14 protein-coding genes and 1 pseudogene are annotated in these 16178 nt (G+C 62.4%); 12 read left to right on the top strand and 3 right to left on the bottom strand.

What is annotated here, in order from left to right:
• The 3 genes and pseudogenes from Q7T10_RS06765 to tsaD all read right to left on the bottom strand — a co-directional run.
• Positions 1 to 345 (bottom strand): annotated as a pseudogene (locus Q7T10_RS06765) (polyribonucleotide nucleotidyltransferase); the annotation flags it as partial.
• Positions 346 to 621: 276 nt separating this feature from the next.
• Complete coding sequence (gene rpsO / locus Q7T10_RS06760; RefSeq protein WP_304747067.1) at positions 622 to 888, bottom strand: 30S ribosomal protein S15; 267 nt, start codon at positions 886 to 888, stop codon at positions 622 to 624.
• Positions 889 to 1054: 166 nt separating this feature from the next.
• Entirely contained in the window at positions 1055 to 2092 is a 1038-nt protein-coding gene (gene tsaD, locus Q7T10_RS06755; RefSeq protein ID WP_304747066.1) for a tRNA (adenosine(37)-N6)-threonylcarbamoyltransferase complex transferase subunit TsaD, read from the bottom strand.
• Positions 2093 to 2322: 230 nt separating this feature from the next.
• Here tsaD and Q7T10_RS06750 point away from each other — a divergent pair, with 230 nt between their 5' ends.
• From Q7T10_RS06750 to Q7T10_RS06695, 12 genes are all read left to right on the top strand, one after another.
• Positions 2323 to 2838 (top strand): hemerythrin domain-containing protein, encoded by a 516-nt coding sequence (locus tag Q7T10_RS06750; RefSeq protein ID WP_304747065.1) that lies wholly within the window; start codon positions 2323 to 2325, stop codon positions 2836 to 2838.
• A 209-nt stretch (positions 2839 to 3047) separates the two neighbouring features.
• Positions 3048 to 3680, top strand: a complete 633-nt coding sequence (locus tag Q7T10_RS06745) for an ANTAR domain-containing response regulator (protein ID WP_304747063.1) — start codon at positions 3048 to 3050, stop codon at positions 3678 to 3680.
• 340 nt (positions 3681 to 4020) lie between these two features.
• The gene (locus Q7T10_RS06740; protein WP_304747062.1) at positions 4021 to 5265 is read left to right on the top strand and encodes a CmpA/NrtA family ABC transporter substrate-binding protein; all 1245 of its coding nucleotides are present in this window, start codon (positions 4021 to 4023) and stop codon (positions 5263 to 5265) included.
• A gap of 10 nt (positions 5266 to 5275) precedes the next feature.
• Positions 5276 to 6220, top strand: coding sequence for a nitrate ABC transporter permease (gene ntrB / locus Q7T10_RS06735; RefSeq protein ID WP_304747060.1), 945 nt, complete (start codon positions 5276 to 5278; stop codon positions 6218 to 6220).
• Positions 6217 to 7053 carry an ABC transporter ATP-binding protein gene (locus tag Q7T10_RS06730; protein WP_304747058.1) on the top strand — a complete coding sequence of 279 codons (837 nt, stop codon included), beginning with the start codon at positions 6217 to 6219 and terminating at the stop codon, positions 7051 to 7053. The genes ntrB and Q7T10_RS06730 overlap by 4 nt, the downstream gene beginning before the upstream one ends.
• Positions 7054 to 7082: 29 nt before the next feature.
• Positions 7083 to 9554: a nitrite reductase large subunit NirB gene (nirB, locus tag Q7T10_RS06725; RefSeq protein WP_304747057.1), complete on the top strand. Its 2472-nt coding sequence runs from the start codon at positions 7083 to 7085 to the stop codon at positions 9552 to 9554.
• Positions 9555 to 9642: 88 nt separating this feature from the next.
• A complete protein-coding gene (nirD, locus tag Q7T10_RS06720; protein ID WP_304747056.1) occupies positions 9643 to 10038 on the top strand; it encodes a nitrite reductase small subunit NirD in 396 nt (131 codons plus the stop codon).
• On the top strand, positions 10035 to 12887 hold the full coding sequence (locus Q7T10_RS06715) for a nitrate reductase (RefSeq protein WP_304747055.1): 2853 nt from the start codon (positions 10035 to 10037) through the stop codon (positions 12885 to 12887). Before nirD ends, Q7T10_RS06715 begins: the two co-directional genes overlap by 4 nt.
• Positions 12888 to 12938: 51 nt before the next feature.
• A complete protein-coding gene (gene ybiB, locus Q7T10_RS06710) occupies positions 12939 to 13844 on the top strand; it encodes a DNA-binding protein YbiB (protein ID WP_304747054.1) in 906 nt (301 codons plus the stop codon).
• 73 nt (positions 13845 to 13917) lie between these two features.
• A complete protein-coding gene (locus Q7T10_RS06705; protein ID WP_304747053.1) occupies positions 13918 to 15174 on the top strand; it encodes an NAD(P)/FAD-dependent oxidoreductase in 1257 nt (418 codons plus the stop codon).
• A gap of 162 nt (positions 15175 to 15336) precedes the next feature.
• Entirely contained in the window at positions 15337 to 15549 is a 213-nt protein-coding gene (gene rpsU / locus Q7T10_RS06700) for a 30S ribosomal protein S21 (RefSeq protein ID WP_011465162.1), read from the top strand.
• Between the two features lie 181 nt (positions 15550 to 15730).
• Positions 15731 to 16177 (top strand): GatB/YqeY domain-containing protein, encoded by a 447-nt coding sequence (locus Q7T10_RS06695; RefSeq protein ID WP_304747050.1) that lies wholly within the window; start codon positions 15731 to 15733, stop codon positions 16175 to 16177.
• Position 16178: the final 1 nt, after the last annotated feature.

Genomic DNA, 16178 nt, shown 5'->3' with positions numbered 1-16178 from the left:
GACCTGCACTTCGTTGAAGAAGCCTTCGGGATACAGGGGGCGAATCGGGCGGTCGATCAGGCGCGAGGTCAGCGTTTCAAACTCGCTGGGGCGGCCTTCGCGCTTGAAGAAGCTGCCGGGAATGCGTCCGGCGGCATAGGTTTTTTCCAGGTAGTCAACCGTCAACGGGAAAAAATCCTGGCCGGGCTTGGCGTCAGTCTTGGCAACCACGGTGGCCAACACCACCGTGCCGTCCATGTCGACCAGCACCGCGCCGCCGGACTGGCGGGCGATTTCTCCGGTTTCCATCGTGACCTTGTGCTGGCCCCACTGGAAGGATTTGCTGACTTTGTTGAAAATGCTCATGTTTTATCTCCACTAGTTTCAAGCACTTGAGGCAGTGCAGAAGGCCCGGAGCGGCGGCTGGCAGAACACGATGCCATTCCACAAAATGCCTGCAATTTCAGGTCTTTTCTTGTGGAATGACACAGCGCGTGATCGTTTGGCCTTGCTCCGAAGAAAGTCATCGGCGCCCCTCAACTGGCGAGGAAAGCGCTTCTGAAACTGGTTTTTTCCGTTTTTAAAGTGCAAAGCGCCTGAGTCAGAAGAACCAACTCAGGCGCCTTGCAGTCGTTTTAGGGATTATTTACGCAGGCCAAGCTTGGCAATCAGCGCAACATAACGGGCCGCGTCTTTGGACTTCAGGTAGTCCAGCAGCTTGCGGCGGCGGCTCACCATGCGCAGCAGGCCACGGCGACCGTGATGATCTTTGGCATGGGTTTTGAAATGGGGCATCAGTTCATTGATGCGGCCGGTCAACAGGCCGACCTGAACTTCCGGGCTGCCGGTGTCGTTGGCAGCGCGCGCGTTGGCCTTGACAATCTCGGCCTTGACTGATTTCTCGATCATAGGTTTTTCCTTGGAAATAACTTGCGAGCGGCACAGTGTTCCCGAAGTGAGAGTTGACCGTGGCCGTCGTGTTCTGCCGCGTGCCGTTTCATCAATGAAAAAGCGCACTTTTCAGCAGAGCCTTGGATTATAGCCTACTTGCCACTCGCAGAAGCGTTAACAGGCCTTAAATCGCCATTTCCGCAAGGCTCCAGCGCGGTTTCACGTCAAAGGTGTAGTCGCGCCGCAGGGGCGCCAGCCCGGCCTGTATGCGCATGCCGGCCGCCAGCGCGATCATCGCGCCGTTGTCGGTGCATAAATGCAGCTCGGGGTAATACACGCGAACCCCCTTCTTTTTGCAGGCGGCATTGAGTTGCTCGCGCAGCAGCGTGTTGGCACCGACGCCGCCGGCCACCACCAGCCGCTGCAGGCCGGTTTGTTCCAGTGCTTTGAGCGACTTCTTGACCAGCACCTCGACAATGGCCGCCTGCGTCGAGGCCGCCAGATCGGCCCGGGCCTGATCGCCCATCGCTTCACCCAGTTTTTTGGCCTGCGTCAGCACCGCCGTCTTCAGTCCGGAGAATGAAAAATCCAGATCGCCGCTGTGCAGCAAAGGCCTCGGCAACTTGAAGGCCTGGCCATCGCCGTGCTGGGCCAGCCGGGCCAAAGCCGGCCCGCCGGGATATGGCAGGCCCAGCAATTTGGCCGACTTGTCAAACGCTTCGCCCGCCGCATCGTCAATCGTCTCGCCCAGCAGTTCGTAGCTGCCCACGCGGTCCACCCGCATGAGCTGGGTATGGCCGCCCGATACCAATAGCGCCACAAACGCGAATTCGGGTGGATCAGCACTCAAAAAGGGCGACAGCAGATGGCCTTCGAGGTGGTGTACACCCATCACTGGCCGCCCGAGCGCCGCCGCCAGCGAGCAGGCCACGCCCGCGCCCACCAGCAGCGCACCCGCCAGGCCCGGCCCGCGCGTGTAGGCAACCACGTCCACTTGCGCCAGCGAACATTGCGCCTGCGTCATGACCTCCTGCGTCAAGGGCAAAACACGCCGGATATGGTCGCGGCTGGCCAGCTCCGGCACCACGCCACCGTAGGCCTGGTGCATGTCGATCTGGCTGTAGAGCGCCTGCGCCAGCAGCACCGGCACCTGGCTACCCGACGCATCCACCAGCGCCACGCCGGTTTCATCGCAACTCGATTCAATGCCCAGAACAATCATGGAAGAAGTGTAGCCCCCACGTTCGCTCACAACGCGCAAGCTCTCTGCCCCCCACGGGGGCTAATTTCCCTTGGGGCGGCCCGGCGGGAAATTGCTGGCCCTCACGTTCGCTCGACTGGCGTGTCATGCTCCGCATCACTCCCGCCATCCGCAGCTTTCCTGATTTGCATCAATCCGGAATTGTCCGCCGCCGCTATCCTTCCTCGGATATCAACTCTGAAATTTCCAGCATGTCCACATTGCAATGGTCCGATGCGCTCGTGCTTGGCTTGCCCGTCATGGACGAGACCCATCAAGAATTCGTCGTGCTGCTCGGCACGGTCGAAGCCGCTGGCGACGACACCGTGCTCGCTGCCTGGCACGACCTGATCGCCCACACCGACGATCACTTCGGCCGCGAAGACCAGTGGATGCTGGCGACCCGTTTTTCATCGAACAACTGCCACAGTTCCCAGCACCAGGCGGTGCTGCAGGTGATGCGCGAAGGCCAAGTGCGCGGCCAGACCGGCGACCTGGCGCTGCTGCGGCAGATGGCGCGTGAGCTTGGCGTCTGGTTTGCATTTCATGCCCAGAGCATGGACGCGGCCCTGGCCCTGCATCTGCGCCAGATCGGCTATGACCCGGTCAGCGGGGTTGTCAACATGCCCGAGGCACTGCCGCAGGGGCAGATTCACGGCTGCGGTGGCGCCGGCTGTTCGGAAGTCGATAGCGCTCAGCATCCGGGATCCGCCGCGCTAGCCGGTTGATGGTTCAGACTTCCGCCGGGCCGCCCCAAGGGAAATGAGCCCCCGTGGGGGGCAGAGAGCTTGCGCGTTGTGAGCGAACGTGGGGGCCGGCAATTTCCCGCCGGGCCGCCCCAAGGGAAATTAGCCCCCGTGGGGGGCAGAGAGCTACACGTCAGTGAGCGAACGTGGGGGCCATATTCCACTGGCGCGAATCTTGCACAAACTCGCCCATGACACCTTCCCAATCCTTGCGCCTTGTCATCATCGCTCCAGACTTGCTGGAAGGCGTCTCCACGGACAGCCATGCCCGCGCGCAAGCGGAGCGTTCGCGCCAGTTGCGCATCGGTCTGCTGGAAAACGGCTACAACATCGTCGCGGTGTTGCCAGCGGACACGTTCCTGGACGAGCGCCTGGCCCAGCTCCAGCCCGACATGATTATTGTGGACGCCGAAAGCGAGGCACGCGATTCCCTGGAGCATGTGGTGATGGCGACCCGCGATGCGCGGCGCCCGATCGTTCTTTTTACCAACGACAATGACACCACCCACGTGAAAGACGCGGTGGCAGCCGGGGTGTCGGCCTACATCGTGGCCGGCTTGTCGCCCGAACGCATACGCCCCATCCTGGACGTGGCGATGGCGCGCTTCGAACATGAGCAGGGCCTCAGGCGCGAACTGGCAGACGCCAGGACCGAATTGCAGGACCGCAAAGTGATTGACCGCGCCAAGGGCCTGCTGATGCAGCGCCAGAACATCAACGAACAGCTTGCCTACGAAAAACTCCGCAAGGCCGCCATGGACAAGGGCCTGCGCCTGGGCGAGGTGGCGCAGCGCATCCTGGACGCAGCCGACCTGCTCGGCTGACGCCGAAATGGTGCGCCGCACACATACGGTGCAGGCCCTCGAAAATCCTGGGGCGATCCGGCTTGTTGCTGTTTTTGCTATTAATTAAATAGCTGATTACGCTTATATACAAAGCTCTACAGGCCAATCTAATTGATATTTCGAAGCCGCGTGAAATAAGAGCACCCGCTGGCACAAGTTTTGCTCAGGATTAGATACAAAACATCCTGCTTCAACGGCGAAGCGGGATGCCTTCCAAGAACAAAGGCGTTCGCACCCCGCACTCACATCTCTTGTGTGTGCCTGGGTCGAACGCCTTTTTTGTTTTTTACCTTGCATTTTTCATTCTGGAGTCCCGACCATGACCGAACTGCTGAAATCTTCACTGACACGCCGTACCGTTTTGCAGGCTGCCGCCGTCGGCGCCAGCGGCATCAGTCCGGCCTTGCGTGCTGTTGTCTATGCGCAAGGCTCGGACGCCCCTGAAAAGAAGGAAGTCAAGATCGGCTTCATTCCGTTGACCGACTGCGCCTCGGTGGTCATGGCCTCGGTGCTGGGCATCGACCAGAAATACGGCGTCAAGATCATTCCGACCAAGGAAGCCAGTTGGGCCGGTGTGCGCGACAAGCTCGTCAATGGCGAACTCGACTTCGCCCATGTGCTCTATGGCCTCATTTACGGTGTTCACCTGGGCACGTCCGGCCCCAAAAAAGACATGGCCATCCTGATGAACCTGAACCACAACGGCCAGGCCATCACGCTGTCGAAGAAACTGGCCGACAAGGGCGCAGTCAACGGCGCCGGGCTGGCCAAGCTGATGGCCGCCGAGAAGCGCGAATACACCTTTGCGCAGACCTTTCCGACCGGCACCCACGCCATGTGGCTGTACTACTGGCTGGCCTCGGGCGGCATCAATCCGATGAAGGACGCCAAGGTCATCACCGTGCCGCCGCCGCAGATGGTGGCCAACATGCGGGTGGGCAACATGGACGGTTTTTGCGTGGGCGAGCCCTGGAACCACCGCGCCATCATCGACGGCATTGGCGTCACCGCTGCCACCACGCAGGACATCTGGAAAGACCATCCCGAAAAGGTGCTGGGCACCACCGGCGACTTCGTCAAGAAATACCCCAACACGGCCCGCGCCGTCACGGCCGCCATTCTGGAGGCCGGCAAATGGATTGACGCCAGCCTGCTGAACAAAAACAAGATGGCTGAAACCATTGCAGAAAAGTCCTACGTGAACACCAGCGTGGACGCCATCAACCAGCGCATCCTGGGCCGCTACCAGAACGGCATGGGCAAGACCTGGGACGACCCCAACTACATGAAGTTCTTCAACGAAGGCGCCGTGAACTTCCCGTACCTGTCGGACGGCATGTGGTTCCTGACGCAGCACAAGCGCTGGGGTTTGCTGAAAGAGCATCCCGACTACCTGGCGGTGGCCAAGCAGATCAACCAGATCGACATCTACAAGCAGGCCGCCACGGCAGCCAAGACGCCAGTGCCGAAGGATGTGATGCGCAGCTCCAAGCTGATGGACGGCATCGTGTGGGACGGCAAAGACCCGAAAAAGTACGCCGACAGTTTCAAAGTTCACGCTTAAGGAGCAGGCCATGGTCAGCGCAGTTTTTCACTCTCCCCTTGAATCACGGGTGGCGCCGGCTGCGCCGATCGCAGAAGACGCTATAAAAACAATAGCTACTCAAGCAGATACCACGAGGGCTAGAGGCCAGAAACTCATTGAACCTGCAGCCAGGCCGTCAGGTCCGGGCTTCGACTGGCGCAGCTTCTGGCTGACGGTATTGCCACCGGTGTTCGGCCTGATTCTGCTGATCGGCGTGTGGGCGCTGGTGTCCATCTCGACGGCCAGCAGCATCCCCTCGCCCACCGAGACGTTCAAGCAGGCCATCGTCATCTTCTCGGACCCGTTCTACCGCAAGGGTCCCAACGACCAGGGCGTGGGCTGGAACATCCTGATGTCGCTGGAGCGCGTCGCCGTGGGCTTCGGACTGGCGGCGGCGGTGGGCATTCCGGCCGGCTTCATGATCGGGCGCTTCGAGTTTCTGAGCCGCATGTTCAACCCGCTGATCAGCCTGCTGCGCCCGGTGTCGCCGCTGGCCTGGTTGCCGATTGGCCTGCTGGTGTTCAAGGGCGCCAACCCGGCGGCCATCTGGACCATTTTCATCTGCTCCATCTGGCCCATGATCATCAACACGGCCGTGGGTGTGCAGCGGGTACCGCAGGACTACATGAACGTGGCGCGGGTGCTGAACCTGTCTGAGTGGAAGATCGTGACCAAGATCCTGTTCCCCTCAGTGCTGCCCTACATGCTGACCGGTGTGCGGCTGGCAGTCGGCACCGCCTGGCTGGTGATCGTGGCGGCCGAGATGCTGACGGGCGGCGTGGGCATCGGTTTCTGGGTCTGGGACGAGTGGAACAACCTGAACGTCAAGAACATCATCATCGCCATCTTCGTGATCGGCATCGTCGGGCTGATCCTGGAATTCGCCCTGATCAAAATCGCCACCGCATTCACCTTTGAGGAAGTGAAATCATGAACGCATCCCTGACCACCAAGTTCATCGAAATCTCGGGCGTCGAGCAAACCTTCAAAACGAAGAAGGGACCGTTCTGCGCGCTGCAGGGCATCAACCTGACCGTCGCCAAAGGCGAGTTCGTGGCGCTCATCGGCCACTCGGGCTGCGGCAAGTCCACCTTGCTCAACCTGATCGCCGGCTTGACCACACCCACGCAGGGCCACCTGCTGTGCGCCAACCGCGAAATCGCCGGACCCGGCCCCGAGCGCGCGGTGGTGTTCCAGAACCACTCGCTGTTGCCCTGGCTGACCTGTTTCGAGAATGTTTATCTCGGCGTTGAACGGGTGTTCGGCGCTGCGAGCCGCACCACTGGCGCCGCGTCCGAGAGCAAAGCCCAGCTCAAGGCCCGTACCGACGCCGCCCTGGCGCTGGTGGGCCTGACACCCGCCGCGCAGAAACGCCCCGGCGAAATTTCGGGCGGCATGAAGCAGCGTGTCGGCATTGCCCGGGCGCTGGCGATGGAGCCCAAGGTGCTGCTGATGGACGAGCCTTTCGGTGCCCTCGATGCCCTGACCCGCGCCAAGCTGCAGGACGAATTGCTGGAGATTGTGGCCCGCACCCACAGCACCGTGGTGATGGTGACGCACGACGTGGACGAAGCCGTGCTGCTGTCCGACAAGATCGTGATGATGACCAACGGCCCGTCCGCCACGATTGGTGAAGTGCTGAGCGTGGAGCTGCCGCGTCCGCGCAACCGGGTCGAGCTGGCCGAGAGCACCCAGTACCTGCATTACCGCAAAGCCGTCATTGACTTTCTCTACACGCGCCAGGCGCATGTAGAGAAAGCGGCTTGAAACCTCACGGTACAGACAAGGAAAAAATCATGGACATGCGCGTAGAACCCAGGACCCGAATGAAGCTCGTGCTGATCGGCAACGGCATGGCCGGTGTACGTACGCTGGAGGAGTTGCTCAAGATCGCACCAGACCTGTATGACATCACCGTGTTCGGTGCCGAGCCGCACCCCAACTACAACCGCATCCTGCTCTCGCCGGTGCTGGCGGGCGAGCAGACCATCGATGAGATCGTGCTCAACTCGTGGGACTGGTACAAGGACAACCACATCACCCTGCATGCGGGCTGGAAGGTCTCCGCGGTGGACCGCGTTCACCGCCTGGTGCACGCCGAGAATGCGGCCGGTGAAAAAATCAGCGCCGAATACGACCGGCTGTTGATGTGCACCGGGTCCAACCCCTTCATCCTGCCCGTGCCCGGCAAGGACCTGGCCGGCGTCATTGCCTACCGCGACATTGCCGACACCGAGGCCATGATCGACGCGGCGCAGAAATACAAGAATGCGGTTGTCATTGGTGGTGGCCTGCTGGGGCTCGAAGCGGCCAACGGCCTGATGCGCCGCGGCATGAATGTGAGCGTCGTGCATGTGATGCCCACGCTGATGGAGCGCCAGCTCGACACCGTGGCCGGCAAGATGCTGCAAAAATCGCTGGAAGATCGGGGCCTGAAGTTCCTGATGGGTGCGCAAACCCAGGAGCTCATCGCTGGCGCCGATGGCCGCGTCAAATCCGTCAAATTCAAGGATGGGACTTCAGTTCCCGCCGATCTGGTGGTGATGGCGGTGGGCATTCGCCCCAACACCGGCCTGGCCGAGGCCATGCGCCTGCATTGCAGCAAGGGCATCGTGGTCAACGACACCCTGCAGACCATTACCGATGCCCGCATCTACTCGGTCGGTGAGTGCGCCGCGCACCGCGGCATTGCCTACGGGCTGGTAGCACCCCTGTTCGAGCAGGCCAAAGTGGCGGCCAACCACCTGGCACAGTTCGGCATTGGCCGCTACGTCGGATCGCTCACTTCGACCAAACTCAAGGTCACCGGCATCGACTTGTTCAGCGCAGGCGATTTTCTGGGCGGCGAAGGCACCGAAGAGCTGGTGATGAGCGACCCCTATGGCGGCGTCTACAAGAAGCTCGTCATCAAGGACGACAAGCTGGTCGGCGCCTGCCTCTACGGCGACACAGTGGACGGCAGCTGGTACTTCAAGCTGCTGCGCGATGGCCGCAGCGTGTCTGACATCCGCGACAAGCTGATGTTTGGCGAATCCAACCTCGGTGAAGGCGGTCACGAGGGCCACAACAAGGCCGCCAGCATGGCGGATGACGCCGAAGTGTGTGGCTGCAACGGCGTGACCAAAGGCACGATCTGCAAGGCCATCAAGGAAAAAGGTTTGTTCACGCTGGACGAGGTGCGCAAGCACACCAAGGCCAGTGCCTCCTGCGGCTCCTGCACCGGGCTGGTGGAACAGATCCTGATGTTCACCGCCGGCGGCGACTACTCGGCCACGCCGAAGATGAAAGCCATGTGCGCCTGCACCGACCACGGCCACCAGGCCGTGCGCGACGCCATTGTCGCCAACAAGCTGCTCACCATCGCCCACGTTTTCAACTTCATGGAGTGGAAGACACCCAACGGCTGTGCCTCCTGCCGCCCGGCCATCAACTACTACCTGATCAGCAGCTGGCCCAAGGAAGCGAAGGACGATCCGCAAAGCCGCTATATCAACGAGCGCAGCCATGCCAACATCCAGAAGGACGGCACCTACCGCGTGATCCCGCGCATGTGGGGCGGCGAGACCACCGCCAGTGAGCTGCGCCGCATTGCGGATGCGGTGGACAAGTACAAGATCCCCACCGTCAAGGTCACCGGCGGGCAGCGCATCGACCTGCTGGGCGTGAAGAAGGAAGACCTGGTCAACGTCTGGAAGGACATCGGCATGCCCAGCGGCCACGCCTATGCCAAGGCGCTGCGCACCGTGAAGACCTGCGTCGGCTCCGAGTGGTGCCGCATGGGCACGCAGGACAGTACCCAGATGGGCAAGGACCTGGAGCGCGCCATGTGGCGCATGTACGCACCGCACAAGGTGAAGTTCGCGGTGAGCGGCTGCCCGCGCAACTGCGCCGAGGCTGGCATCAAGGACGTCGGCATCATCGGTGTGGACAGCGGCTGGGAAATGCACATCGGCGGCAACGGCGGCATCAAAACCGAGGTGGCGCACTTCTTCACCAAGCTCAAGACCGCTGACGAGGTGCTGGAGTACACCGGCGCCTTCATGCAGTTGTACCGCGAGGAAGGCTGGTACCTGGAGCGCACCGTGCACTACCTCAACCGCGTCGGCATGGACTACGTGAAGAAGAAGATTCTGGAAGATGACGAGAACCGCAAGGCTCTGTGGGCCAAGTTGCAGTTCAGCCTGGACGGCGAGCCCGATCCCTGGTTTGAATTTGACAAGGCCGAGGTCGATACACGGCAGTTTGAAAAACTGGCCGCGCCGGCCTGACAGGCGCACTTCCTTGAATGAAATTGGCCTCTAGCCCCCGTGGAATATACGTTATAAGCTATTAAAACTATAGCAAAAGGATATTGATATGAGTGACTGGAAAAAAATCTGCCTGGTGCAGGACATCCCCGTGCTGGGTTCGCGCCGGGTCGCGCGAGCCCAGGGGATGGACGTGGCCGTGTTTCGCAACGAGCAGGACGAGGTGTTTGCCCTGCTCGACCGCTGCCCGCACAAAGGCGGCCCCCTGAGCCAGGGCATTGTGTTTGGCACCAGTGTCGCCTGCCCGCTGCACAACTGGACCATTGGCCTGGCGGACGGCTGCGCGAAGGCGCCCGACGAAGGCTGCACGCCAAAATTCAGCGTCAGCGTGGTGGATGGTGCCGTGCATCTCGACGCCGGCGAACTGGCCACGCTGGCACTTGATTTGGCGGCCCCGGTGGCCGGCCCCGGCTGCAAAGGACACGCCGAGCTCACCGACGCATGACCATCCCCCTCGTCACGGCCGGCCAGCGCACGCAGACCCGATCGACCTGCCCCTACTGCGGCGTCGGCTGCGGCGTGCTGATCGAAGCAGAGGGCGGGCAGATCACCGGCGTGCAGGGCGACCCGGATCACCCGGCCAATTTCGGGCGCCTTTGCTCCAAGGGCTCCACGCTGCACCTGACGGCCAGTGCTGGCGTGACACAGCAAACGCGGCTGCTGCAGCCGATGCAACGCCTGCAGCGCACCCAGGCGCCTCAAGCTGTGACATGGAATGCCGCGCTGGACCTGGCCAGCAGCCGCTTTGCCGATGTCATCGCGCGCCATGGCCCTGACGCGGTGGGCTTTTACGTCTCCGGCCAGTTGCTGACCGAAGACTATTACGTCTTCAACAAGCTGACCAAGGGCCTGATCGGCACCAACAACATCGACACCAACTCGCGCCTGTGCATGAGCAGCGCGGTGGCAGGTTACAAGCAGACGCTGGGGATGGACGCGCCGCCGGCGTGCTACGACGACATCCAGCACGCGACCACGATCTTCATCGTCGGCTCCAACACGGCTTATGCGCACCCGATTCTGTTTCGCCGGATTGAAGACGCAAAAAAGGCCAACCCGGCGCTCAAAATCATCTTCTGCGACCCGCGCCGCACCGACACGGCCGAGATTGCCGACCTGTACTTGCCCATCCAGCCCGGCACCGATGTCGCGCTGTTCAACGGCATGCTGCACATCATGCTGTGGGAAGGCTGGACCGACACGGCGTTCATGGCGGCCCATACCAGCGGCTTTGACGGGCTCAAAGCCACGGTGCGCGACTACACGCCGGACATGGTCGCGCAAACCTGCGGCATCACGAAGGCCGACCTGTTGGCGGCCGCGCGCTACTTTGCCGGCGTCCAGCAAGGCGACACGACGCATCGCCCCGCCACGCTCAGCCTGTACTGCCAGGGCCTGAACCAGTCCAGCAGCGGCACCGCCAAGAACGCGGCGCTGATCAACCTGCACCTGGCCACCGGGCAGATCGGCAAACCCGGTGCCGGGCCGTTTTCGCTCACCGGCCAACCCAACGCCATGGGCGGGCGCGAAGTCGGCGGCATGGCCAACCTGCTGTCCGCCCATCGCGACCTCGCCAACCCCGCGCACCGCGCCGAAGTGGCCGCCCTGTGGGGTGTTCCGGATGTGCCGGCCACGCCGGGCAAGACTGCGGTGGAAATGTTCCAGGCCGCCGCCGACGGTGAAATCAAGGCCTTGTGGATTGCCTGCACCAACCCGGCCCAATCCATGCCCGACCAGGCCACCGTGCGCCGCGCGCTGGAGCGCCTGGAGTTTGTGGTGGTGCAGGAAGCCTTCGCCACGACTGCCACCTGTGCCTACGCCGACCTGTTGCTGCCCGCCACCACCTGGGGCGAGAAGGAAGGCACGGTCACCAACAGCGAGCGCCGCATCTCGCGCGTGCGCGCCGCGGTCCCCGCGCCCGGCGAGACGCGCCACGACTGGCAAATCGCGGTCGATTTCGCCCGCCGGCTGGAACATGCGATGGGGACTGGCACCACCCTTTTCCCTTACCAAAATTCCGAATCGATCTGGCTCGAACACCGCGAATCCACCCGAGGCCGCGACCTCGACATCACCGGCATGTCATACGCCATGCTGGAGCAATCTCCCCGGCAATGGCCCCTGAAAGAGGGCGAAACCGAAGGCAAGGCACGCCTGTACGAAGACGGCATCTTCCCCACGTCCGACGGCAAAGCGCGTTTTGTCAACACCGTCTGCAAGGAAGTGGCGGAACCGCGCGAATCGCGCTATCCGTTTTCGCTCACCACCGGCCGCCTGCGCGACCAATGGCACGGCATGAGCCGCACCGGCACACTGGGGCGCCTGTTTGGCCACGTCAGCGAGCCCGCGGTCCAGATGAACCCGCAGGACATGGCGCGCCGCCTGCTCAAGGATGGCGACCTGGTTCACGTCACCAGCAAGCGGGGCTCCATTCTGGTGCCGGTGCAAAGCAGCGCCGAGATCGGCTTGAGCCAGGCCTTCATCGCCATGCACTGGGGCGAAGAATTTTTGAGCGGCGCGGCCAGCACCGGGCAACGGCTGGCCGGCGTGAATGCTCTCACCACCTCGGCCTGCTGCCCCGACTCCAAGCAGCCCGAGTTCAAGCATGCGGCGGTCAAGATTTTGAAGGCCGAGTTGCCCTGGACCCTGCTGGCGGTGGCCTGGCTCCCCGCTGGGTGCCTGCTCACGGCGCGCGCGGAACTGCAGTCACTGATGGCCCGGTTTCCGTTTGCCAGTTGCGTGCCTTTCTCCAACAACGCACCCGCCGATGCACCGATGGGCGAGCGCAGCGGCCTGCTGTTTCGCGCGGCCGGTCACGACGCGCCAGCGGATGAGCTGTTGCAGCAAATCGAAACCCTCCTGAACCTCGCCGGTAACGACGTCCTGCGTTACGCCGACAGGAAGCGCGGCCAACGCCGCGCCGTCAAGCTGGTGCGCGGCGCCGTTGATACCCAGCTGGAGGGCTTCATGCTAGCCGGTGACACCCGTGCCCAGAGCTGGATCAAGACCCTGCTGCAGGACGAGCTGCCGGCCCAGGCCTATGGCCGCGCCCTGCTGGTAGCAGGCGCCAGGCCGCCCATCGCCGTGGTGTCGCGCGGCAAACAGGTGTGCGCCTGCTTCAACGTGACCGATGTGGCGATTGAGGCGCAGCTGGGCTATTGCAGTGGCTCGGCCAAAGAGCGTCTGGCGTCGTTACAAATCAGCCTGAAGTGCGGCACCAACTGCGGCTCCTGCGTTCCCGAGTTGCAGCGCATGGTGCGGGCATCGGTGTCCCCCAGCCTGGAATCTGCCTAGGGGCATCGACCCGGAGGCTAAAAGGCGCGTCGCATCGCCGACAATCAGCCCATGGGAATTGGCAAGTACATCAAGGAAATCGGGCGCGGCAAGGACGGCGCCCGTGCGCTGACGCGCGAGCAGGCCGCCGATCTGTTCGGGCAGGTGCTGGACGGCAGCGTGACCGATCTGGAGATTGGTGCGTTCTGCCTGGCCATGCGCATCAAGGGCGAAACGCCGCAGGAGATGGCGGGCTTTCTGGACGCCACCCACGAGCGCCTGCAGCTGATTCCCGCTGGTGACAAACCGGTCATCGTGATTCCCAGCTACAACGGCGCGCGCAAGCTGCCGGTGCTGACCCCGCTGCTGGCCCTGCTGCTGGCGCGCGAAGGTTTGCCGGTGCTGATCCACGGCACGGCCACGGAGTCCACCCGTGTCTTTACGTCAAAAGTGCTGCTGGCCCTTGATTTGCCTGCACAAACAGCTATCAAATCAATAGCAAACGGTGAAGTGGTGTTTGCGCCCACTGAACTGCTGTGTCCCGGCCTGCAGCGCCTGCTGGACGTGCGTCGTGTGGTCAACCTGCGCAACTCGGCCCACAGCCTCGTGAAACTCATGAACCCCTGCGCGGGCAAGAGCCTGCTGGTGAGCAGCTACACCCACCCCGAGTACGCCGAATCCATGGCAGCCACCTTCGAGCTGATCCAGGCCAACGCCTTGCTGCTACGCGGCACGGAGGGCGAAGCCGTGGCCGACCCGCGCCGGATGCCCCGCATGCAGGGCTTTGTGGCGGGCCGGCCCGTCGAACTGCAGGAAGCGCAGAGCGGCACCTTGGCCACCCTGCCCGATCTGCCCAAGGAGATTGATGCCGACAGCACAGCCGCCTACATTCGACGCGTCCTGGCCGGTGACAGCCCTGTGCCGACCCCCATCGCGCAGCAGGTGGCGCACATCCTGCGTCTGGTGCAACAGCTGTGAACGCCGGACAGGAAAACCCCGTGCAAATGGCAGAAACAGGCTCGCGGGCACGGGCAAGCGCCCGCTTTAGCCCGTGAATTCATTTGACGTCGTGGTGATTGGGGCGGGTGCCGCCGGGCTGTTTTGCGCCGGCGTGGCCGGGCAACTCGGACTCAAAGTGCTGGTCGTGGACCACAGTGACAAAGTGGCGGAGAAAATCCGCATCTCGGGCGGCGGGCGCTGCAACTTCACCAACCTGGGCACCACAGCGGCCAATTTTCTGGGCAACAACCCCAATTTTTGCCGCTCGGCGCTGTCGCGCTACACGCCGCGCCAGTTCACCGACTTGCTGCAGCGCCACGGCGTCCCATTCCATGAAAAGCACAAGGGGCAGCTGTTCTGCGACCGGTCGGCCGAAGACATCATCGCTCTGCTGCTGGCCGAATGCGATGCCGGGCGGATCACGCGCTGGCAGCCCTGCAGCATCAGGAACATCAGGTATTCAGCCTCCAGCCCAGAAGGAACGGGCGCCGGCAGCTATGAACTTGATAGCGACCGGGGCGTTATTCGCACGCCATCGGTGGTCATCGCCACCGGCGGCCTGTCGATCCCCAAGATTGGCGCCACCGACTTCGGCTACCGTTTCGCCCGCAAGTTCGGGCTGCGCATGGTGGAGCCGCGACCAGCTCTGGTGCCGCTGACCTTTGACGGCGACGCCTGGGCGCCCTACGCCCAGCTGGCCGGCCTGTCGCTGCCGGTGCACATTGAGACCGGCAGCAAGAAAGAAAAAATGGGTTTTCTGGAAGACCTGCTGTTCACCCATCGGGGTCTGAGCGGCCCGGCCGTGCTGCAAATTTCGAGCTACTGGCAAACGGGCACGCCGATTCGGCTCAATCTGGCGCCCGACACCGATGTGCTGCAGTCGCTCACCCACGCCAAAGCCAGTTCACGCAAGCTGATCGCCAATGAACTGGCGAGTCTGGTGCCCTCGCGCCTGGCCGATACCTGGGTGGCACAGGGCGCTGCCCTGGGCCAGAACTGGCAGCGGCCCATCAACGAGGCCACTGACAAGGCGCTGGCGGTGCTGGCGGAGCGCCTGGCGCGCTGGGAACTGACGCCCACCGGCACTGAAGGTTACAAAAAGGCCGAGGTCACCGCCGGGGGTGTCGACACCCGCGATTTGTCGTCGCAGACCCTCGAATCGAAGCAGCCCGGCCTGTATTTCATCGGCGAAGTGGTGGACGTGACCGGCTGGCTGGGCGGCTACAACTTCCAGTGGGCCTGGGCCAGCGGCCATGCCTGCGCACAGGGTTTGGCCGCCACGCTGTCGGCCGGTCGGACAATTGCGTGAAGCGGGGCATTGAATTCCTTGCCAGAAACGCTATAATCCAAGGCTTTGCTGGCAAACCCCCGCTGCCTGATCAACTTTTTAGCGGGGAACATCGCACGATATTCTTCAACTGGCCCGATCTTCCTTTGGCTGAAGTCTGCATATTTTGGACAACATTACGTAATGACAACCATCCGTGTAAAAGAGAACGAACCCTTTGACGTCGCCCTGCGCCGCTTCAAGCGCACCATTGAAAAATTGGGCCTATTGACTGACTTGCGCGCACGCGAGTTCTACGAAAAGCCAACTGCCGAGCGCAAGCGCAAGAAGGCTGCCGCCGTCAAGCGCAACTACAAGCGCATCCGCGCCATGCAGTTGCCCAAGAAGATGTACTGATCCAGCTCGTCTGGCAAGGCACTTAACGCAGGTTAAAACCACAGTTAAGGTCTCAAAAAAAGCTCGCCGGGGACGCTCAGGCGGGCTTTTTTTATGTTTTTTTGGCGAAGATTGCGACCCTGTATTGTTCAGCACGGCAAGATGGGGCAACAACGTATCGAATCGAATTGGAAACGAAACCATGACACTCAAAGACCAGATCACCGATGACATGAAAACCGCCATGCGCGCCAAGGACAGCGAGCGCCTGGGCACCATCCGCCTGCTGCTGGCGGCCGCCAAGCAAAAAGAGGTCGATGAACGTGTCGTGCTGGACGACATCGCCATGGTCGCCATCGTCGACAAGCTGATCAAGCAGCGCAAGGACTCGATCGCCGCCTTCACCCAGGCCAACCGCATGGACCTGGCGGACAAGGAAGCGGCTGAAGTGAAGGTGCTGGAGGACTACCTGCCGCAGCGCCTGAGCGCCGAGGAAGTAGCGGCCGAAGTGCGCGCCATCGTCGCGGAACTGGGCGCCACGGGACCTGGCGACATGGGCAAGGTCATGGGCGCGGTCAAGACACGCCTGGCGGGCAAGGCCGATATGGGACAGGTGTCGGCAGCGGTCAAAGCCGCGCTGGCAGGCTGAT

This window comes from Rhodoferax sp. (assembly GCF_030646845.1).
GTDB lineage: Bacteria > Pseudomonadota > Gammaproteobacteria > Burkholderiales > Burkholderiaceae_C > Rhodoferax.
Note: the sequence above shows the minus strand (reverse complement) of the source record. Positions and strands in the feature narration are given on the sequence as shown.